The following is a 20323-nucleotide window of genomic DNA, read 5'->3' on the forward strand; positions in this document are numbered from 1 at the left end:
TGTTTGTGCCCGTTTCTGCGGTGTTCAGAAAATCGCTATCGCGAGCAGGCTCACTCCTACAGTTGAAATGCGTACCCCTTGTAGGAGTGAGCCTGCTCGCGATTGGGGCCGAACTGGCGACAGAGAACTCTGGCGTCCCCGGCCCGCCGCCTTATAATGCCCGCCTTTGCAAATCAGCAGGCTGTCCCACCTTGGCAAACATAGATAACCCGGTCGCCGAAATGGCGCCCGACGGCTTTTACCGCGTCGCGCTGGGCGTTGAGTACAAAGGCTCGCGCTACAGCGGCTGGCAGCGGCAGTTGACCGGCGTGGCGACGGTGCAGGAAGAGCTTGAAAAAGCCTTGTCGAAAGTCGCCGATTCGCCGGTGTCACTGCAATGCGCCGGGCGTACCGACGCTGGCGTGCATGCCTGCGGCCAGGTAGTGCACTTCGACACTCAGGTTGATCGCTCGCTGAAAGCCTGGGTCATGGGCGCCAACATCAATCTGCCCCACGATATCAGCGTCAGTTGGGCGAGGGTCATGCCCGCGCATTTTCACGCCCGCTTCAAAGCCATCGCCCGGCGTTATCGCTATGTGATCTACAACGATCAGATTCGCCCGGCGCACCTCAACGAAGAAATCACCTGGAACCACCGTCCGCTCGACGTAGAACGCATGGCCGAGGCCGCGCAGTACCTGATTGGTACCCACGATTTCAGCGCGTTCCGGGCTGGTCAGTGCCAGGCCAAGTCGCCGATCAAGAAGATGCATCACCTGCGCGTAACCCGTCACGGCAAGATGATCGTGCTCGATATTCGTGCCAACGCGTTCCTGCACCACATGGTGCGCAATATTGCCGGTGTGCTGATGACCATCGGTGCCGGTGAGCGTCCGGTGGAGTGGATGAAGGAAGTGCTGGAAAGTCGCGAGCGTCGCTCCGGCGGGGTCACGGCGCATCCCTACGGGTTGTATCTGGTGCAGGTCGAGTATCACGACGAATTTCCGTTGCCCGAGCGCTTTATCGGGCCACATTTCCTTACGGGTTTCTCCGAACTTGACGGCTGACGCCCTCGAACGCTTTTGTTACCATCCGGGACGTTTTCGGATTTTGCCTTGAGGTTTTCCTGACATGTCAGCCGTTCGCAGCAAGATCTGCGGCATTACCCGCATCGAAGATGCGCTGGCCGCCGTCGAAGCCGGTGCCGACGCGATCGGCCTGGTGTTTTACGCCAAGAGTCCGCGAGCGGTGAACGTGCAGCAGGCGCGGGCGATCATCAAGGCGCTGCCGCCGTTCGTTACCACCGTGGGGCTGTTCGTCAATGCCAGCCGTTGCGAGCTCGGAGAAATCCTCGATGCGGTGCCGCTGGATCTGCTGCAGTTCCATGGCGACGAAAGCGCGCAGCAGTGCGAAGGCTGGCATCGTCCGTACATCAAAGCGCTGCGGGTCAAGGCGGGTGATGACATTGCTGCTGCCTGCGATGCCTTTCCCGGCGCCAGTGGCGTGTTGCTCGACACCTATGTCGAAGGGGTGCCCGGTGGAACCGGCGAGGCGTTTGACTGGTCACTGATTCCGCAACGCCTGAGCAAACCGCTGATTCTGGCCGGAGGCCTGACGCCGGAGAACGTTGCCGACGCGGTGGCACGGGTCAAGCCCTACGCGGTGGATGTCAGCGGCGGGGTAGAGGCGAGCAAAGGCATCAAGGATCACCACAAGATTCGCGCATTCATCAACGCGGTGCGCGGCAATACATCGTCGATGTGACGGCTGGCAGTCTGCCGCCGTCCATCAATGCACTTGCACAAAGCAGGCGCGGCTGAGGGTTGCTGAATCGTACGCAGGTCATGTTTCGCGCTGACCGCGACTCCTCATCAACCATCGCCACACACATGAATTTAGCTCAAGGGCATACGCGGGGCTGCGAACCAGAGCGTTCGGGCCGCCGGTACTGGAGAAAGAAAGCATGAGCAACTGGTTAGTAGACAAACTGATCCCTTCGATCATGCGCTCGGAGGTCAAGAAGAGCTCGGTGCCTGAAGGTCTGTGGCACAAATGCCCGTCCTGCGAGGCGGTGTTGTACCGTCCAGAGCTGGAAAAGACCCTGGACGTTTGCCCCAAGTGCAACCATCACATGCGCATCGGCGCACGTGCGCGTATCGACATTTTTCTCGATCCGGAAGGCCGCAACGAACTGGGCGCCGATCTGGAGCCGGTTGACCGTCTGAAATTCCGCGACGGCAAGAAGTACAAGGATCGCCTGGTTGCCGCGCAAAAGCAGACCGGCGAAAAAGACGCGCTGATCTCGGTCAGCGGTACCTTGCTGGGCATGCCGGTGGTGGTTTCGGCGTTCGAATTCAACTTCATGGGCGGTTCCATGGGCGCCATCGTCGGTGAGCGCTTCGTCCGCGCTGCCAACTACGCCCTGGAAAACCGCTGCCCGATGATCTGCTTCGCCGCTTCCGGTGGCGCGCGCATGCAGGAAGCGCTGATCTCGCTGATGCAGATGGCCAAGACTTCGGCCGTGCTGGCGCGTCTGCGTGAAGAAGGCATTCCGTTCATCTCCGTATTGACCGACCCGGTCTACGGCGGTGTTTCTGCCAGTCTGGCGATGCTCGGCGATGTCATCGTTGGCGAGCCGAAGGCCCTGATCGGCTTCGCCGGCCCGCGTGTGATTGAGCAGACCGTGCGCGAGAAACTGCCGGAAGGCTTCCAGCGCAGCGAATTCCTGCTGGAGCACGGCGCGATCGACATGATCATTCACCGTCAGGAGCTGCGCCCGCGTCTGGGTAACCTGCTGGCGCAGATGACCGGCAAGCCGACGCCGAAGTTCGTTGCCGCGCCGATCGAGCCGATCGTGGTGCCGCCGGTGCCTGCCAACGTATGACCCAGCGCACCCTTGGTGAATGGCTCGCCTACCTCGAGCAGTTGCATCCGTCGGCCATCGACATGGGCCTGGAGCGTTCGCAACAGGTCGCGTCCCGCATGGGGCTGGGCCAGCCTGCACCTCGGGTGATTACGGTCACCGGCACCAACGGCAAAGGTTCGACCTGTGCGTTCGTGGCTTCGTTGCTGCGCGCGCAGGGCCTGAGTGTTGGGGTCTACAATTCTCCGCACCTGCTGCGTTACAACGAGCGGGTGCAGCTCAACGGCGTCGAAGCCACTGACGCCCAGCTGTGCGAAGCCTTTGCTGCAGTCGAGGCGGGCCGCGGCGAGACTTCCCTGACTTACTTTGAAATGGGGACCCTGGCGGCGTTCTGGCTGTTCCAGCAGTCCGCGCTTGACGCTGTGGTGCTTGAGGTGGGGCTGGGCGGACGTCTGGATACCGTCAATGTAGTCGATGCCGATATCGCACTGGTCACCAGCATTGGCGTCGATCACGCCGATTATCTGGGCGATACCCGCGAATCGGTGGCTTTCGAGAAGGCCGGCATCTTCCGGCAAGGGAAACCGGCCCTGTGTGGCGATCTGAATCCCCCGCAACCACTTCTGGATAAAGCCCGCGAGCTGGCTTGCCCGTTTTTCCTGCGTGGACGCGATTTCGATCTCGGCATCACCGAGCAGCATTGGCAGTGGCGCGGTACCGATGCACAGGGCCAAGCGGTCGAACTGCGCGACTTGCCACTGCTCGATCTGCCGATGGAAAACGCCGCGCTGGCGCTGCAAGCCTATCTGCTGACGGGGTTGTCATGGAATGCCGAACAGATTGTCGCTGCATTGCAGGCGACGCGCGTGGTCGGACGCCTTGATCGTCGTTCATTCGAGTGGAATGGCAAGCGTCTGAATCTGTTGCTGGACGTCGGTCACAACCCGCATGCCGCCGAATACCTTGCGCGGCGTCTGGCCGCACGGCCGCCGGTTGGCAAGCGCCTGGCGGTGTTCGGCCTGCTGGGTGACAAGGATCTCGATGGTGTTGTTGGCGAATTGAATGCTAGTGTCGCGCATTGGGCTGTCGCGCCGCTGGATTCGCCACGCGCGCGCCCGGTCGCAGAGTTGCAGGCAGCGCTGCAGAACCTTGGCGCTGCGGTCGCGTCCTACGACAGCGTCGCCGCTGCTCTGGAAGGCCAGTGCGCGGTAGCGACCAGTGATGACGAGATTCTGTTGTTCGGATCATTTTATTGTGTCGCCGAGGCCCTTGAATGGCTGGCCCGGCGCTCCACGGAGGAAGCGGCAAATGGCTTTGCTGGATAAAGCGTACAAGCAGCGCATGGTTGGCGCGCTGGTGCTGGTGGCGCTGGCGGTGATCTTCCTGCCGATGCTGTTTTCCCGCCAGGACGAGCAGCGTCAGGTGACGGTCGAGGCCCCGGCGGCGCCGCAAGCTCCGACGATGCCGCAAGTGCAAATGGATCCGGTCGCCGTGCCTGAACCGCAAGCCCTGCCGCAAGAGCCGGTGCCGACGGACGAAGAAGTCGCTGAAGAAGCCGCCCCGGCTGCTCCGGCAGCCCCGGCTGCGCCAGCACCGACCATCCCTGCGCAGATTGCCCGCCCGGCAACGCCGCCACCGGTGGCCAAGCCGATCCCGGCGCCGGCCCAGCCGATCACCTCGGCAACGAGCAAGCCCGATACCACGCAGAGCCGCGTCGATGCCAACGGTCTGTCGGTGAGCTGGTCGGTGCAGCTGGCCAGTCTGTCGAGCCGCGCCAGCGCCGAAAGCCTGCAGAAAAACCTGCGCAGCCAGGGCTACAACGCCTATATCCGTTCGGCTGATGGCAAGAACCGGGTGTTCGTCGGTCCGCTGATCGAGCGTGCCGAAGCCGATCGCTTGCGCGATCTGCTGAGTCGCCAGCAGAACCTCAAAGGCTTCGTTGTCCGTTTTCAGCCTGAACGTGGCTGAAATCTATCACCTCGATTGAAAACCACTGACAATCGCAGCTTACCGACAGCCATGCGCTCTGCTAAAATGCGCCGCCTTATCCGTCTGTAGGCTGCACTGTGCCATTTACCTGGGTTGACTGGGCGATCGTTGCAATCATCGCCATCTCCGCTTTGATCAGTCTGAGCCGCGGCTTCGTAAAAGAAGCTTTATCGCTGCTGACCTGGATCATCGCAGGAGCGGTTGCCTGGATGTTTGGTGGCTCACTGTCCGAGTACCTCGCCGGATACATCGAAACCCCATCGGCTCGCGTGATCGCGGGCTGTGCCATCATGTTTGTCGCCACACTGATCGTGGGCGCAATGATCAATTATCTTATCGGCGAGTTGGTTCGCGTCACCGGGTTGTCCGGAACCGATCGATTCCTCGGCATGGCCTTCGGTGCAGCGCGTGGCGTGTTGCTGGTGGTCGTGGCGGTCGGGCTGTTGAGCCTGGGGCCGGTACAGCAGGACGGGTGGTGGAAAGAATCACAGCTCGTGCCCAAGTTTCTATTGGTCGCCGACTGGTCCAAGAACCTGATATTGGGGTGGAGCAGTCAGTGGCTTGCCAGCGGAATCAGCGTACCCGCTGAGATTCCGTTCAAGGAGCAGCTCTTGCCGACGGCGAAAACGCCTCAGTGAGTGTTGTTCAGTTCAGATCCATTAAGTAGGGGTTGCGTCGCATGTGTGGCATCGTCGGTATCGTCGGTAAGTCGAACGTCAATCAGGCGCTGTATGACGCGCTAACCGTGCTCCAGCACCGCGGCCAGGACGCTGCCGGTATCGTGACCAGCCATGATGGCCGGTTGTTCCTGCGCAAGGATAATGGCCTCGTGCGTGACGTGTTCCAGCAGCGTCACATGCAGCGTCTGGTCGGCCACATGGGTATCGGCCACGTCCGTTACCCGACTGCCGGCAGCTCGACGTCGGCCGAAGCCCAGCCGTTCTACGTCAACTCGCCGTACGGCATCACCCTGGCGCACAACGGTAACCTGACCAACGTTGAACAGTTGGCCAAAGAGATCTACGAATCCGATCTGCGTCACGTCAACACCAGTTCCGACTCGGAAGTGCTGCTCAACGTGTTCGCCCACGAGCTGGCCCAGCGCGGCAAGCTGCAGCCGACCGAAGAAGACGTGTTCGCCGCCGTGACCGACGTGCACAATCGTTGCGTTGGCGGTTACGCCGTTGTGGCGATGATCACCGGTTACGGCATCGTCGGTTTCCGCGACCCGCACGGCATTCGTCCAATCGTGTTCGGCCAGCGTCACACTGACGAAGGCGTGGAGTACATGATTGCCTCGGAAAGCGTTTCGCTGGACGTGCTCGGTTTTACCCTGATCCGCGACCTCGCACCGGGCGAAGCGGTGTACATCACCGAAGACGGCAAACTGCACACCCGTCAGTGCGCGACCAATCCGTCGCTGACCCCGTGCATTTTCGAACACGTCTACCTGGCGCGTCCGGACTCGATCATCGACGGCGTATCGGTGTACAAGGCGCGTCTGCGCATGGGCGAGAAACTCGCCGAAAAGATCCTGCGCGAGCGTCCTGAGCACGACATCGACGTGGTCATCCCGATTCCCGATACCAGCCGTACCGCGGCGCTGGAACTGGCTAATCACCTGGGTGTGAAGTTCCGCGAAGGCTTCGTCAAGAACCGTTACATCGGTCGTACCTTCATCATGCCCGGCCAGGCTGCGCGCAAGAAATCGGTACGCCAGAAGCTCAATGCCATCGAGCTGGAGTTCCGCGGCAAGAACGTGATGCTGGTCGACGACTCGATCGTACGCGGCACCACCTGCAAGCAGATCATCCAGATGGCTCGCGAAGCCGGTGCGAAGAACGTCTATTTCTGCTCGGCGGCACCCGCGGTGCGCTTCCCGAACGTCTACGGTATCGATATGCCGAGCGCTCACGAACTGATCGCGCACAACCGTTCGACCCAGGACGTGGCTGATCTCATCGGCGCCGACTGGCTGATCTATCAGGACTTGCCTGACTTGATCGAAGCGGTCGGCGGCGGCAAGATCAAGATCGAAAACTTCGATTGCGCGGTATTCGATGGCAAGTACGTGACCGGTGATGTCGACGAGGCTTACCTGGACAAGATCGAACAGGCGCGCAACGATGCCTCGAAGGTCAAGACCCAGGCAGTCAGTGCGATCATCGATCTGTACAACAACTGAGTTTCCACCGGCCCTGAGGGGCCGGTTTTGTATCTGACATTTTTTCGAGAACACAGCAAGGAGAGACAGCATGAGTCAGGAATGGGATGCCGGTCGGCTGGACAGCGACCTCGAAGGCGTAGCGTTCGATACCCTGGCCGTCCGTGCCGGTCAGCACCGCACGCCGGAAGGCGAGCACGGTGATCCGATGTTCTTCACCTCCAGCTACGTGTTCCGCACCGCTGCCGATGCGGCGGCGCGGTTTGCCGGCGAAGTGCCGGGCAACGTTTATTCGCGCTACACCAACCCGACCGTGCGCGCGTTCGAAGAGCGCATCGCCGCGCTGGAAGGCGCCGAGCAAGCCGTCGCCACGGCAACCGGCATGGCCGCGATCATGGCTGTGGTGATGAGTCTGTGCAGTGCTGGCGATCATGTGCTGGTGTCGCGCAGTGTGTTCGGCTCGACCATCAGTCTGTTCGAAAAGTATTTCAAGCGCTTCGGCGTCGAAGTTGATTACGTGCCGCTGGCCGATCTGTCGGCCTGGGATGCGGCGATCAAGCCGAACACCAGACTGCTTTTCGTCGAGTCGCCGTCCAACCCGTTGGCCGAGCTGGTGGATATCGCCGCGCTGGCAGAAATCGCCCATGCCAAGGGCGCACAACTGGTGGTCGACAATTGCTTCTGCACCCCGGCGCTGCAACAGCCGCTGAAGCTCGGCGCGGACATTGTCGTGCACTCGGCGACCAAGTTCATCGACGGTCAGGGCCGTTGCATGGGCGGCGTTGTCGCCGGTCGCGGCGAACAGATGAAGGAAGTGGTCGGTTTCCTGCGGACCGCCGGGCCGACCCTCAGCCCGTTCAACGCGTGGATCTTCCTCAAGGGGCTCGAGACGCTGAACCTGCGCATGAAAGCTCACTGCGCCAACGCCCAGGCGCTGGCCGAATGGCTGGAGCAGCAGGACGGCATCGAGAAAGTCCATTACGCCGGTCTCAAGAGCCATCCACAGCACGAGTTGGCTCAGCGCCAGCAGAAGGGCTTCGGTGCCGTGGTCAGCTTCGAGGTCAAGGGCGGCAAAGAGGGCGCCTGGCGCTTTATCGATGCCACGCGGTTGATTTCGATCACTGCCAACCTCGGCGACAGCAAAACCACTATCACCCATCCGAGCACCACCTCCCACGGCCGTCTGGCGCCCCAGGAGCGTGAAGCAGCAGGCATTCGCGACAGCCTTATCCGCGTCGCGGTCGGTCTGGAGGATGTGGCTGACCTGCAAGCTGATCTGGCGCGCGGTCTGGCGGCATTGTGATCGAGTTGTCCACACCGGCGGCCAGTACCCATGGCCGCGTGGCGCTGGTCACCGGCGCTGCACGCGGGATCGGTCTGGGCATCGCCGCCTGGCTGATCAGCGAAGGCTGGCAGGTGGTGCTGACCGATCTCGATCGGGCGCGTGGTTCGAAAGTGGCGAAGGTGCTCGGCGAGAACGCCTGGTTCATCGCCATGGACGTCGCAGACGAAAATCAGGTCGCACTGGGCGTGGCCGAGGTGCTGGGGCAATTCGGTCGCCTGGATGCGCTGGTCTGCAACGCAGCGGTGGCCGATCCGCACAACATCACCCTGGAAAGCCTTGATCTTGCCTATTGGAATCGGGTGCTGGCGGTGAACCTGAGCGGGCCGATGTTGCTCGCCAAGCACTGTGCGCCCTATCTGCGTGCGCACAACGGTTCGATCGTCAATCTGGCCTCGACCCGCGCCGCGCAGTCGGAACCGGATACCGAGGCTTACGCTGCAAGCAAGGGCGGGTTGCTGGCGCTGACCCATGCGCTGGCAATCAGCCTCGGGCCGGAAATTCGTGTGAATGCTGTCAGCCCGGGCTGGATCGATGCGCGTGATCCCTCGGTGCGTCGCGCCGAACCATTGGCCGACGCCGATCATGCTCAGCATCCGGCGGGCAGGGTGGGGACCGTCGAGGACGTGGCGGCGATGGTCGCTTGGCTGCTGTCGCGCAATGCCGGGTTCGTTACCGGGCAGGAATTCGTCGTCGATGGCGGTATGACGAAAAAGATGATCTACACCGAATAACAAGCGAAGCCGCGTCCTGTGGGAGCGAGCCTGCTCGCGAATGCGGTCTATGGGTCGATGGCTTCTTCAGGAATGAAGCAATTTTGTCTTTTTCAGAAAAACTCCAATCCTGCTATTGACTTAGCTTCGCCACCTGCGTAAATTTCGCGGCCTCGGAGATGCAAACGGGTGATTAGCTCAGCTGGGAGAGCGTCTGCCTTACAAGCAGAATGTCGGCGGTTCGATCCCGTCATCACCCACCACTCCCGAGAAGCTTGCGCAAGCAAGAGAGTAGGCTGAAAGTGCCTGCACCGACGCGCAGCGGTAGTTCAGTCGGTTAGAATACCGGCCTGTCACGCCGGGGGTCGCGGGTTCGAGTCCCGTCCGCTGCGCCATATTTTACGAGTCAGATTTATCTGATTCGCGATCGCCAGGCACCGAAGCCTGCGATCAACACGAGTTACTTGAGCGCAAGCTCAAAGCGATACGCAGCGGTAGTTCAGTCGGTTAGAATACCGGCCTGTCACGCCGGGGGTCGCGGGTTCGAGTCCCGTCCGCTGCGCCATATCTGCCTCAAGGACCACTGAACGCCTTGAAGCGCCGAAACCAGCCACAGGCTGAATCGGATCGATAGCAAAGACCCTGGTCGAAAGACCGGGGTTTTTTGTGTCTGAAATTTGGCTATCCCTCTCTCGAACTCCTGCACAAATCCTTCCGTAGAAGTGAGCCTGCTCGCGATAGCTATATTCCAGTCGCCGGTATCCGCAACTGACACACCGCCATCGCGAGCAGGCTCACTCCTACAAGGATTTGATTCCAAACCAAATTGCTGCGATCCCACGTCGCATTGATTTTTTTGATTATTTAGTCAGGTTTTTGTAACTGGTTGTTTGCTGCGGGCGCGGAAACCTTTAAAGTTAACCTTTCGGTCAGCTTTGCACTGTCAACACAGCTCTTTGCTTCGCCAGAAAGAGCTTCTGCACGACTCGAGATCCCCAGTAGATAACCACAAGGGCGGACCTATAACCGCCCAGAGGATGATCCATGTCCAACCGTGAAATATCCCGGCGCTCGTTCCTCCAGGGCGGGCTGGTGGCGGGTGTGAGCGTTACGCTTACGCCGCTCAGCAGTCAGGCGCTGGCTGCCTTGATGGAAAACAGCGTCACCGTGCCGTCCGAGAAATGGCTCGGCAACAATGGCAAGGCGCGGCAACGCAACGACGCCCTGTCCAAGGTCTGCGGCAGCAAAGTCTTCGCCCGTGACATCCGTGCCAAGGACATGCCCGGCTGGCCTGAGCAACAGGGCCACGCGATGCTGCTGAAAACCATCAAGGCCGACCGCATCTATGCAGGCTACGACCTGTCGTGGCTCGGCGCCGAGCTGCAGCCGGATCGCATCGTCACCGCTGCCGATCTGGACAAGGACGGCATCGTCTTCCCCGAAGAGCACGCTCCCGATCCATTGCTTCCCGAAGGCAAAGTGCCGATGTTCATCGGTCACCCGGTGGCCATCCTGATCTGGAACGATTTCGAGCGTTTTCGTCAGGCCAAGAACCAACTGAAATTCAATGACAAAGCGATTCGTTACGGCGCCAAAGTGCCGTTCTACGAAGGCGATCCCTACGGCAGCTTCCGCTACGTGCGCGTCGGCGGTGCGACCTCGGCGGACGAAGACGAATTCGCCAGCCTGAAGGATTCGATCCTGTTCCCGATGCTGAAGAACCGCCGTCCGGTGTGGAATGCCTCGCCGAACCTGCACGGCAACCTCACCGAGCGCGGGCTGTTCTACGCCGACCGCATGAAGCAGGAGATCGACACGCCGCCAGACAACTGGCTGGTGTTCGATGAGCGCTACAAAACGCCGTCGATCGAACCGGCCGCACTCGAGCCGGATAACGGCAACGGCTGGTACGACCCGAAAACCAAAACCCTGCATTTCGTCGTGGCGACGCAGTGCCCGCTGGAAGTTGCGACCGAGACCGCGAAGATGATCGGGCCGTCGCGGTTTGGCCTGGCCAATCTGAACATGCACCCAGGCTATACCGTTGGCTATGGCTCCAAAGACCACAACATTTTTGTCTACTACGCAGCCTTGGCCGCGCTTTACGGCGGCGGTGTGCCGGTGCGTCTGGCCAACGACCGCTACGAGCAGTTCCAGAGCGGCATCAAGCGTCACCCGTTCGACATCCGCTACCAGTTGGCCGTGGACAAGAACGACTACACCTTCAAGATTTTCCGCGCCGAGATGAGCGTCGACGGCGGTGGCCGGGTCAACTACAGCCCATCTGTGGCAGCAGTGGGCGCCACCGCAGCGCAGTCGATCTACTACATGCCGCAGAACGATCTGCAAGTCACCGCGTATCACTCGCGGGCGGTAGAGGCAGGTTCGATGCGTGGTTACGGCACCCTGCAAAGCATGGCGGCGACCGAAATGATGGTCGACGAGATCGCCAATCGTCTGGGTGTCGACGCGATCGATTTGCGCCGCAAGAATGCGTTGCGTTCCGGCATGAAAAACACCCAGGGTGCGATTCCGGCCGGTGCGTTGCGTCTGCACGAAATTCTCGACAAGGCCTCGGTGCACGAGGTCTGGAAAAACCGCGACACGATCAAGCAGCAACGTGAAGCGGCAGACCCGGATAACTGGTACGGCGTCGGTTTCGCCATCTGCCAGAAAGACTTCGGCACCGGCTCCGAAGCGCCGATGGCCAGCATCGAATTCACCGCGGACGGGCGCATCACCCTGCGCCACATCGGTATCGAAATCGGCACCGGCATGTCCACTTCGCAAGCCTTGGTCGTCGCCGATTTCCTCGGCAGCCCGGCGCACGATGTGAAGACCGGCGAAACCGAATGGCAGGAGATGCAGCTGATCACCAGCGGCAACCCGTACATCATGAGCCAGGCCGAGCAGGACAATCTGCTGCGCAACCCGCGCTGGGTCGGCAAGCTGGCCTCAGCGTCGTCGGCGACCAACTCCGCCTATTACTTCAGCCATGCAACCCGGGAAGCGGCGCGCGTGCTGTTCAACCACGGTTTATGGCCGGCGGCACTGGAGATCTGGCGCCAGGGTCCGTACGGCGGCCAGGCCAACCCTTACGTAGTGCGCCGGGAAGATGCGCATTGGGTCGACGGCAAGCTGACCGCCAACGGCATGCAGCCGCTGAGCTTCGAGGAACTGGCCAAGCGCGCCCACGAACGTGGTCTGGTGACGGGCGCCACGGTGCATGGTTTCAACCGCTGGAGCTGGGCCGAGGCCGAGTACAGCATCGACGGCGTGCGCGAGCGCCTGCCGCTCGACGGTCTGGCGGTGAAGTACGGCGATGGCGCGCCGCAAGCGAAGAAGGCGCAGATGAACAGCGCTGGCTTCCACCTGCTCGATCGGCAGAACGTCAATTACCCGGTGGTGCAGTTGAACAACGCCGCCGTGACCTATTACAGCCCGGTCGCCACTCTGGTCGAGCTGAAGGTCAACAAAGGCTCGGCGGAAGTCGAAGTGCTCAATCACCATTCGTGGATCGAGTGCGGCCGCGTGCTGGTGGAAGAATTGGTCAAGGGCCAGCTCGAAGGTGGCATCGCCATGGGTATTGGTCATGCGCTGATGGAAGAGATGCCGTTGTATGAAGGCGGTCCGGGGGAGGGTGACTGGAACTTCAACCGATACCGTCTGCCGATGGCACGTCACGTTGCGGTGTGGAAGCAGACCGCGGAGATCCTGCCGCCGCTGTCGCCGAGCGATCCGTCCAAAGGCATCGCCGAAGTGGTGATGATCCCGATCGTCGGTGCCATCGGTAACGCCGTGGCGCATGCCATCGGTAAACGTGTTCGTGACCTGCCTATCACCGCTGCGCGCATCAAGGAGGCCCTCAATGGCTAACCGTCCGCTTCAACTGACCCTCAATGGTCAATCCGTCGGTCCGGTGGACATCCCTGATGACCTGCCGATGATCGACTACCTGCACGAATACAAAAACCTCACCGGCTCGCGTCTGGGCTGCGGCCAGGGCATCTGCCACGCCTGCGTGGTGATCGTCGATAACCCCGACGGCACCAGCGAAGAAGTGCGCACCTGCATCACCGGTGCGCATTACTTCGAGGGCAAGAAAGTCCGTACGATCGAAGGCCACGCCAAACGCGACGAGCAGGGCCAGGTCAATGAGCTGAACCCGATCCAGCAGCGCTTCGTCGACGAGTTCGCCTTCCAGTGCAGCTACTGCGCGCCGGGCTTCGTCAATGCCGCGACCGTGCTGGTCGAGAAGCTGCAACGTCAGCCGATCGTCAAAAGTCAGCTTGAACAGGTGATCGAGGACAGTCTTGGCCACCACGTCTGCCGCTGCACCGGGTACGTGCGTTATTACAACGCCACGCGCAACGTGCTGAGCGATCTCGGCCTGGTCAAGGAGGGTTGAGCATGAAGCGTTTACTGACCCGCTTGGCCCTAGCGGTTGGCGTCGCTGCACCAGCGTTTTTTGCCCACGCCGACGATCAGGTCAAGCGCGGCGAATACCTCGCCCGCGCCGCCGATTGCATGGCGTGCCACACCGCACCGGGTGGCGCGCCCTATGCCGGCGGCCTGCCGATCGTTTCGCCATTCGGCACGATCTACGGCACCAACATCACCCCGAGCAAAGAGCATGGCATCGGTCTGTACAGCGATGACGAGTTCTTCGCCGCGTTGACCGAAGGCAAGCGTCGCGACGGTGCCAATCTCTATCCAGCGATGCCGTACACCTCGTACCACCTGATGCCGCGCGCCGATTCCGATGCGATTCACGCGTATCTGAAAACCATCGCGCCGATCGAACGCGCAGCACCGGTAACCAGCCTGAGCTTTCCGTTCAACGTGCGTCTGGGCCTGACCGGCTGGAACATGCTCTATGGCAAAGACGTCAAGCTTGAGCCCGCCGTAGGCAAGAATGAGGCGTGGAAGCGCGGCCAATATATGGTCGACGTCCTCGGACATTGCGGTGAATGTCACACGCCACGCGGCCTGCCCGGCGCGATGCAAATGGACAAGCGCATGACCGGAGGCATCCTCAATGGTTATCTGGCGCCGAGCCTGTTGGCCACTGACCTGGCCGCGCGCGGCTGGAATCAGCAGGATCTGAGCACGTTTCTCAAGCACGGCATGAGCGCGCAAGGAACGATGTTCAACGAAATGTTCCCGGTGTTTCACAACAGCACTCAGGGTTTGAGCGATGCTGATCTGGCGGCAATGGCGACGTTCCTGCTTGGCGAACAACCGCCGGCAGCCAAAGAGCTCGTCGAAGTACCGCTGGACAAGCTCAGCCTGAGTGCCCAGCGCGGCCGTCAGGAATACCTCAACGTCTGCGCCGGTTGTCACGCCGCTGGCGGTGAAGGCAAGCCGCACATCGCAGTGGCCATGCGCGGCAACACCACGTTGCGTCTGGACGATCCGCGCAACCTGTTGCGAGTGATCGAAGATGGCATTGGCGAACAGAAGTTCTCCGGGTTCGAGCACATGCAGCCGATGCCGGGTTTCGCCGACAAGCTCAGTCCTGAGCAATTGACCGATCTGCTCAACTACCTGCGTCAAGGCTGGGGCGGACAGAGCGCTGAGCTGGCAGTAAGTGAAGTGCAGAAGCTGCAAGCCGACGCGCCAAGCGTCGAGCACAAGGCCCACTGATATGCAGCATCTCGATCTGCAAGTGGTGCGCCGGGCGCTGGAATGGTCGGTGGCCGGGCAGCGAATCTGGCTGTGCACGGTACTGAGCACTTACGGCTCGGCACCGCGCGCGCCGGGTTCGCTGCTGGCGGTGAACGACGGCGGGCAGTGGATCGGCTCGCTGTCGGGCGGTTGCGTCGAGGAGGATTTCCTTGACCGCGTCGCCGAAGGTGCGTTTCTCGAGGCGGTCAGCGTCGTGCGCTACGGCGAAGGCAACGATCCACGATCGCGGCTCAGCCTGCCTTGTGGTGGCATTCTCGATGTGTTGGTAGAGAAACTTGACGCCGACTGCGAGGTGCAGGCGCATCTGCGTGAACTGGAATCGGCACTGCTGGGGCAGTGTCGTCTGCTTCGCGAAGTCGATCTGACCAGCGGTGCACGTACTCTGTTTGCTGACCGTAAGCAGGGCGCGCGGATCGAGCGTGAGATCGACCGGGTGCGCATTCGTATCGGCGCAGCACAGCGCTTGTTGCTCGCTGGCTATTCCAGTGTGGCGCAGGCCTGTGCCGAGTTCGCGGTAGGGCTCGGCTTCGAAGTGATTCTCTGCGATCCGCGCGATGAAGTGCTTGAAGGTGTGGTGCTCAATGGCGTGGAGATCCGTCGGCAGTTGCCTTCGGTGTTCATTGCCGACGGTGGCTGTCATCGCGACACCGCGGTGGTGGCGCTGACCCACGATCCGCGTATCGACGATCTGGCGATGATGGAAGCGGTGCGCACCGAGGCGTTCTACATCGGTGTAATGGGGTCTCTGCAAACATCGCAGAAACGCTTCGAGCGCTTACGCCGCATTGGCGGTCTGGGGGAGGTGGAGCTGGCGCGGATTCACGCGCCGATCGGCCTGAACCTCGGCAGCAAGACGCCGGCGGAAATCGCTTTGGCGGTGCTCGCGGATATCCTGAGGATTCGCAGCGGAATTGCTCGGGATCAGCTCTGAGTTCCGTGTGTAAATGAAAAGGGCCGCACTACGCGGCCCTTTTTTACATCCCGAATTTATCGCGCAGCCCGTAGTACCACGCGCCCAGCGCGGCAAACGGTGTGCGCAGCAGTTGCCCGCCGGGGAAAGGGTAGTGCGGCAGGTCGGCAAAGGCATCGAAACGCTCGGCCTGACCGCGCAACGCTTCGGCGAGGACCTTGCCCGCTAAGTGCGTGTAGGTGACACCGTGACCGCTGCAACCCTGCGAGTAATAGATGTTGTCGCCCAAGCGTCCGACCTGCGGCAGGCGGGACAGGGTCAGCAGGAAGTTGCCGGTCCAGGCGTAATCGATCTTGACGTTCTTGAGTTGAGGGAAAGCCTTGAGCATCTTCGGGCGAATGATCGCCTCGATGTTCGCCGGATCGCGAGCGCCATAAACCACGCCGCCGCCGAAGATCAAGCGCTTGTCGGCGGTCAGGCGATAGTAGTCGAGGAGATAGTTGCAGTCCTCCACGCAGTAATCCTGCGGCAAAAGCGCCTTCGCCAGCTCATCGCCCAAAGGCTCGGTGGTGATCACCTGAGTGCCACACGGCATTGATTTGGCCGCCAGTTCCGGCACCAGATTACCGAGGTAGGCATTGCCGGCAACGATGATGAACCTGGCCCTGACCTTGCCTTGCGGCGTATGCACGACCGGATTGGCGCCGCGCTCGATGCGCACGGCGGGAGATTGCTCGTAGATGGTGCCGCCGAGAGACTCGACCGCCGCCGCTTCACCGAGCGCCAGATTCAGCGGATGGATGTGGCCGCCACTCATATCGAGCATGCCACCAACGTATTGATCGCAACCGACGACTTCGCGGATGCGGCGTTGGTCCATCAACTCCAGCTGCGTGTGTCCGAAGCGTTCCCACAGGCGTTTCTGCGATTCAAGGTGACCCATCTGTTTGGCGGAGAGGGCGGCGAACACACCGCCGTCCTTCAGGTCGCACTGGATGTTGTATTTCGCCACGCGCTCGCGAATGATCCGGCCGCCTTCAAAGGCCATTTCACCGAGCAGTTGCGCTTGCCTGGGGCCGACGCTGCGCTCGATGACATCAATGTCGCGGCTGTAGCTGTTGACGATCTGCCCACCATTGCGCCCCGAGGCACCGAAACCAACCTTGGCGGCTTCCAGTACGGTTACGCGAAAACCGTTCTCCAGCAGGAACAAGGCGGAAGACAGCCCGGTATACCCGGCACCGATCACACAGACGTCCGTCTCCACATCATCCTGCAGCATAGGACGTGGCGGTACGGCAGTGGCCGACGCGGCGTAATAAGACTCTGGGTATTGGGTGTTCGCCATCCTGCCGCCTCTGTTTAATATATTTTACGAGTGCGTCGATCCTACCCGAGTTGAAAAACCTCCGCCAGCCACCGGAAAGTCTTCGTTGCTAAGCTGAAATTAAATATTTTGCATATTCATAGGGTTAGGTGAAAAAAAGGTGTTGACACCCCTCCGAAATTCCGTAGAATGCCGCCTCACAGCAGGCACGTAGCTCAGTTGGTTAGAGCACCACCTTGACATGGTGGGGGTCGTTGGTTCGAGTCCAATCGCGCCTACCAAACAAAATCCGCTCTGCTGGGCGGTCTGGAAGGGCTCACCGAAAGGTGGGCCCTTTTTTGTTGTCTGGGATTTGCGTAACGCTTCTTCCTGGTAATTTTCGCCCCGCTTTGTTCAGTTCTGCACTCATTAGTGTTTCCGCAAAACGATCAAGCGCCATTCTGGTGCGCTCCGCTTCCGATCCGTCGTGGAAAAACGCCTGCATATTTAAAGGCTTACAGCTTTTTTCCTGCAACCGGCTATCGAAAAAACCTTGTTGGTGATTGTGAATTTAAGTAACATCCATCCCGCGTTCACCACCACGGTTTATGCATTTTTAAATCCCAAGCTTCCATCAGCTGCTTGGGATTTTTTTTGCCTGCGATTTGGCATTTGGCTCCTGTCCCTCCCTGACCTCCAGGCGAGGCCCCGCTTTTTCGTCTACTACTGACTGGCCGATATTCAACTCTTTGTAAGGGAGTGCGTCGATGCTGAGTCAGTGGGTTCTTGCGGCTGTTCATCTATTCGCGTTTGCCCTGGCTGTCTGGGCGGTGCTGACGCGCGGCAGAGCGTTCAGCCAGCTCGCAGCGGGTAATGAACACGTCACGCGGGTTCTGCTCGCGGATAACCTGTGGGGACTTGCGGCTTTGACACTGCTGGTCACGGGCGGGATGCGTGCGTTTGGCGGTTACGAGAAGGGCTCTGACTATTACCTGCATCAGCCACTGTTTCATCTAAAGATGACGCTGTTTGTGCTGATCCTTCTCATGGAGCTTGCACCGATGATCACCCTGATCAAATGGCGCATCGCATCCTCGCGCGGTGCAGCGCTTGATACCGGACGGGCGAGGTTGTACGCGCGAATCAGTCACGTTGAAGCGCTGCTTCTGGTTTTGATGATGGTCGCGGCCACAGGCATGGCTCGTGGGGTGATATTCGCTTAGAGGGCGAAATTCTCCGCTCTGTATCGGAAACGTCCGACAGCCAGCTTCAGGAGTGAAAGGTAATATCGGCGCAAGGGCGTTAGAGGGGGCAAATCAAGACAGTCAGCATGCTTCAGGCGCCGTGCCCAGCGGGGGGAAATGCGGATGGCTAAACGGCGCGTGAATCTTTAGCCAGTCTTGCGCGGCGGCAAAGGGACTGGCTACGTGATGCAGTGTGGCTCAGGGCGTTTGCGGCTTGTCCGGAGCGGTCAGGCCAGCCTGGATGCGTTGGTAAATTTCTTCACGGTGCACTGCCACGTTTTTCGGAGCGTTGATGCCGATGCGAACCTGTTGGCCGCTGACTCCGAGGATGGTGATCGTGATGTCATCACCAATGTTTATGCTTTCACCGACTTTGCGGGTGAGTATCAGCATGGTCTTCTCCTTGATTGCTTTGTAGGGCACCTGATTCAGACAGTGCAGAGGTCGGTGGTATCTATAGATTAGTGCGAAGTCTCACGGTTTGGGTGCCTCTTTCTGACGCGCAGATGCGGCATTAATTCCCAGGGCGTAACTATACAGAGGCTGCAATCATCATTCTCGTTGTTTTGTGCCCATTTTGCGGGGCTCGCGAAGTATTTATGAATGATAAGATCGCCGCTTTACGAATTCCGAGGACAGCGTTGTGCGCAAATTGGTTTGGCTGGTAGCGGCACTGGCATTGGCAGGCTGCGGTGAAGGCAAAAATGTAGATGCGCCGAAGCCCGAGACGAAGGTTGCAACTGCGTCGGCGGCTGCCGCGCCACAGTGGGATCTGGAAGTGCGTGGCGAAACGCCTCAGGCCGTCAGTGACCTGAGCGGCTGGTTGATCGAGCACGCTTTCGTTCCGACGGTCGTCAAGGATGGCAGCGGTAAAACACGAATTCTGATCGGTCCGTTCAACTCTCAGGCCGAGGCCGAGGCGCGCAAGGTGCAGGTGGATGCAGCGTTGGTAAAAGCCAAGAAACAAAATATTGAATCGGTGGTGATTGAGCATCCGCTCACGCCATAAGCGAAGCGCTTTCAACCCAGGTAAAACGCCGGACATGAAAAAGGCCTCGAGCATAACGCTCGAGGCCTTTTTTGTTCGCGCTGCGATCAGCCGCAGGCTTTCAGATTTACCGAGCCGACAAATTCATTGCCGCGTCCCATTACGCACGCCACGCTCTGGTTGCGCTGACGCTCCCAGTCCTGCACCGGGTAAGTCTTGTCCCACGCCTCGTACAACTGCCGATCCTGCTTCGACAATCGCAGTCCGTATTGTTTGCTCATATAAAAATAGGTGCGGGCGATCATGCCGCGAATCGAAGGGCGGGGCATGACCTTCTTTGCCTTGAAATCGACCTGGGTCAGGCAGGATCCGTACTGGCCGGACTGTACCGGCAACCAGCCGTAGCTGAAGTTGCTGCGGTCACCGTTTACCTCTCCAATGCTCGGCACCAGATTGTGTAAATCAGCTTCGGCCTTTTGATAAACCGGGTCGTAGCGTGTGCAATTCTTGCGTCCGCCTTGTTGCCAGCATTGTCGCTGGTGACCGATCTGCCAGGCTGGCACGATGTGCTCCCATTCGATTCTCGATGCACGCTTGGCGTTCTTGCGCGGCACGTAACCGCAAGCTTTCAGATCGACCTTGTTGCCGGTGTACTTGCAGCCGCAGTAAAACTCCGTGGACTGCGGTGCGTATAGTTTCCACGCCGCTTTCTTGGCTTCCGAAAAGGTGCGTGGGGCGCCAGCCTGGGCGCCCACGGCAAAAAATAACAACAGCAAAGCAACACAGCGGACACTCATTGAATCAATCTTCCTTCGGCACAACCCAAAAAATCTGCACGCCACCGTCATCGCGATAGGCGAGGGTAACGTTGTCGTTCTCGTCGATTTCCTCAAGCAAACGCTCCCAGTCATCCATCGGCTCATCCGGCAAACGGAAAATCAGTGCGGCTTTGGCTTTTTGTGCGGTAGGGGAATTGATGATTTTCTGAACGCGCATACCCATGCGTTCGTAGGCGTCAGGAGCAGCAGGAGAGGTGGCCACGAGGTTATCCTTATTAAGCTGTACGTGCATACAGTATTTAACTGTAAGCGATTTCGCAACTGCTTAAAATTCAAGAAAATCCTCTGACAGCAGGTT

Annotated in this window: 19 protein-coding genes and 4 tRNA genes; 19 read left to right on the plus strand and 4 right to left on the minus strand. The window is 60.1% G+C overall.

Annotated features, from left to right (window positions below):
* Positions 1 to 221 precede the first annotated feature (221 nt).
* From truA to AEQ63_RS14605, 16 genes are all read left to right on the plus strand, one after another.
* On the plus strand, positions 222 to 1046 hold the full coding sequence (gene truA / locus AEQ63_RS14530) for a tRNA pseudouridine(38-40) synthase TruA (protein WP_042609431.1): 825 nt from the start codon (positions 222 to 224) through the stop codon (positions 1044 to 1046).
* Between the two features lie 64 nt (positions 1047 to 1110).
* The gene (locus AEQ63_RS14535) at positions 1111 to 1743 is read left to right on the plus strand and encodes a phosphoribosylanthranilate isomerase (protein ID WP_064363923.1); all 633 of its coding nucleotides are present in this window, start codon (positions 1111 to 1113) and stop codon (positions 1741 to 1743) included.
* A 199-nt stretch (positions 1744 to 1942) separates the two neighbouring features.
* The gene (accD, locus tag AEQ63_RS14540; protein WP_016773939.1) at positions 1943 to 2863 is read left to right on the plus strand and encodes an acetyl-CoA carboxylase, carboxyltransferase subunit beta; all 921 of its coding nucleotides are present in this window, start codon (positions 1943 to 1945) and stop codon (positions 2861 to 2863) included.
* On the plus strand, positions 2860 to 4167 hold the full coding sequence (gene folC, locus AEQ63_RS14545) for a bifunctional tetrahydrofolate synthase/dihydrofolate synthase (RefSeq protein ID WP_064363924.1): 1308 nt from the start codon (positions 2860 to 2862) through the stop codon (positions 4165 to 4167). The genes accD and folC overlap by 4 nt, the downstream gene beginning before the upstream one ends.
* Positions 4151 to 4810 carry an SPOR domain-containing protein gene (locus AEQ63_RS14550; protein ID WP_064363925.1) on the plus strand — a complete coding sequence of 220 codons (660 nt, stop codon included), beginning with the start codon at positions 4151 to 4153 and terminating at the stop codon, positions 4808 to 4810. Before folC ends, AEQ63_RS14550 begins: the two co-directional genes overlap by 17 nt.
* A gap of 98 nt (positions 4811 to 4908) precedes the next feature.
* A complete protein-coding gene (locus AEQ63_RS14555) occupies positions 4909 to 5469 on the plus strand; it encodes a CvpA family protein (RefSeq protein ID WP_016773942.1) in 561 nt (186 codons plus the stop codon).
* 41 nt (positions 5470 to 5510) lie between these two features.
* On the plus strand, positions 5511 to 7016 hold the full coding sequence (purF, locus tag AEQ63_RS14560; protein WP_003226416.1) for an amidophosphoribosyltransferase: 1506 nt from the start codon (positions 5511 to 5513) through the stop codon (positions 7014 to 7016).
* A gap of 70 nt (positions 7017 to 7086) precedes the next feature.
* On the plus strand, positions 7087 to 8298 hold the full coding sequence (locus AEQ63_RS14565; RefSeq protein ID WP_042609435.1) for an O-succinylhomoserine sulfhydrylase: 1212 nt from the start codon (positions 7087 to 7089) through the stop codon (positions 8296 to 8298).
* A complete protein-coding gene (locus AEQ63_RS14570) occupies positions 8295 to 9071 on the plus strand; it encodes an SDR family oxidoreductase (protein ID WP_064363926.1) in 777 nt (258 codons plus the stop codon). Before AEQ63_RS14565 ends, AEQ63_RS14570 begins: the two co-directional genes overlap by 4 nt.
* Positions 9072 to 9237: 166 nt before the next feature.
* Positions 9238 to 9313, plus strand: a tRNA-Val gene (locus AEQ63_RS14575).
* A 55-nt stretch (positions 9314 to 9368) separates the two neighbouring features.
* A tRNA-Asp gene (locus AEQ63_RS14580) sits at positions 9369 to 9445 on the plus strand.
* Positions 9446 to 9538: 93 nt separating this feature from the next.
* Positions 9539 to 9615, plus strand: a tRNA-Asp gene (locus AEQ63_RS14585).
* Between the two features lie 479 nt (positions 9616 to 10094).
* Positions 10095 to 12926 (plus strand): xanthine dehydrogenase family protein molybdopterin-binding subunit, encoded by a 2832-nt coding sequence (locus AEQ63_RS14590; RefSeq protein ID WP_064363927.1) that lies wholly within the window; start codon positions 10095 to 10097, stop codon positions 12924 to 12926.
* Positions 12919 to 13458 (plus strand): (2Fe-2S)-binding protein, encoded by a 540-nt coding sequence (locus AEQ63_RS14595; protein ID WP_064363928.1) that lies wholly within the window; start codon positions 12919 to 12921, stop codon positions 13456 to 13458. Before AEQ63_RS14590 ends, AEQ63_RS14595 begins: the two co-directional genes overlap by 8 nt.
* A gap of 2 nt (positions 13459 to 13460) precedes the next feature.
* The gene (locus AEQ63_RS14600; protein ID WP_064363929.1) at positions 13461 to 14696 is read left to right on the plus strand and encodes a c-type cytochrome; all 1236 of its coding nucleotides are present in this window, start codon (positions 13461 to 13463) and stop codon (positions 14694 to 14696) included.
* A 1-nt stretch (position 14697) separates the two neighbouring features.
* Complete coding sequence (locus AEQ63_RS14605; RefSeq protein WP_064363930.1) at positions 14698 to 15669, plus strand: XdhC family protein; 972 nt, start codon at positions 14698 to 14700, stop codon at positions 15667 to 15669.
* A gap of 43 nt (positions 15670 to 15712) precedes the next feature.
* Here AEQ63_RS14605 and AEQ63_RS14610 read toward each other — a convergent pair whose 3' ends face one another.
* Complete coding sequence (locus AEQ63_RS14610; RefSeq protein ID WP_064363931.1) at positions 15713 to 16996, minus strand: NAD(P)/FAD-dependent oxidoreductase; 1284 nt, start codon at positions 16994 to 16996, stop codon at positions 15713 to 15715.
* Between the two features lie 183 nt (positions 16997 to 17179).
* Here AEQ63_RS14610 and AEQ63_RS14615 point away from each other — a divergent pair.
* Together AEQ63_RS14615 and AEQ63_RS14620 are read left to right on the plus strand one after the other, a co-directional pair.
* A tRNA-Val gene (locus AEQ63_RS14615) sits at positions 17180 to 17256 on the plus strand.
* A 465-nt stretch (positions 17257 to 17721) separates the two neighbouring features.
* Positions 17722 to 18177, plus strand: coding sequence for a DUF2214 family protein (locus AEQ63_RS14620; RefSeq protein ID WP_064363932.1), 456 nt, complete (start codon positions 17722 to 17724; stop codon positions 18175 to 18177).
* Positions 18178 to 18396: 219 nt separating this feature from the next.
* On the opposite strand, the gene csrA is transcribed toward AEQ63_RS14620, so the two are convergent.
* The gene (gene csrA, locus AEQ63_RS14625; protein WP_003179932.1) at positions 18397 to 18591 is read right to left on the minus strand and encodes a carbon storage regulator CsrA; all 195 of its coding nucleotides are present in this window, start codon (positions 18589 to 18591) and stop codon (positions 18397 to 18399) included.
* 250 nt (positions 18592 to 18841) lie between these two features.
* Here csrA and AEQ63_RS14630 point away from each other — a divergent pair, with 250 nt between their 5' ends.
* On the plus strand, positions 18842 to 19207 hold the full coding sequence (locus AEQ63_RS14630; RefSeq protein ID WP_064363933.1) for an SPOR domain-containing protein: 366 nt from the start codon (positions 18842 to 18844) through the stop codon (positions 19205 to 19207).
* Positions 19208 to 19293: 86 nt separating this feature from the next.
* On the opposite strand, the gene AEQ63_RS14635 is transcribed toward AEQ63_RS14630, so the two are convergent.
* Together AEQ63_RS14635 and AEQ63_RS14640 are read right to left on the minus strand one after the other, a co-directional pair.
* Positions 19294 to 19983, minus strand: a complete 690-nt coding sequence (locus tag AEQ63_RS14635) for an endonuclease (RefSeq protein WP_016774034.1) — start codon at positions 19981 to 19983, stop codon at positions 19294 to 19296.
* Between the two features lie 4 nt (positions 19984 to 19987).
* Complete coding sequence (locus AEQ63_RS14640; protein WP_016774035.1) at positions 19988 to 20257, minus strand: DUF1654 domain-containing protein; 270 nt, start codon at positions 20255 to 20257, stop codon at positions 19988 to 19990.
* Positions 20258 to 20323 lie beyond the last annotated feature (66 nt).

Origin of the sequence: Pseudomonas sp. RIT-PI-o (assembly GCF_001297215.1) — a bacterium.
In the GTDB taxonomy this organism is placed as follows: domain Bacteria; phylum Pseudomonadota; class Gammaproteobacteria; order Pseudomonadales; family Pseudomonadaceae; genus Aquipseudomonas; species Aquipseudomonas moraviensis_A.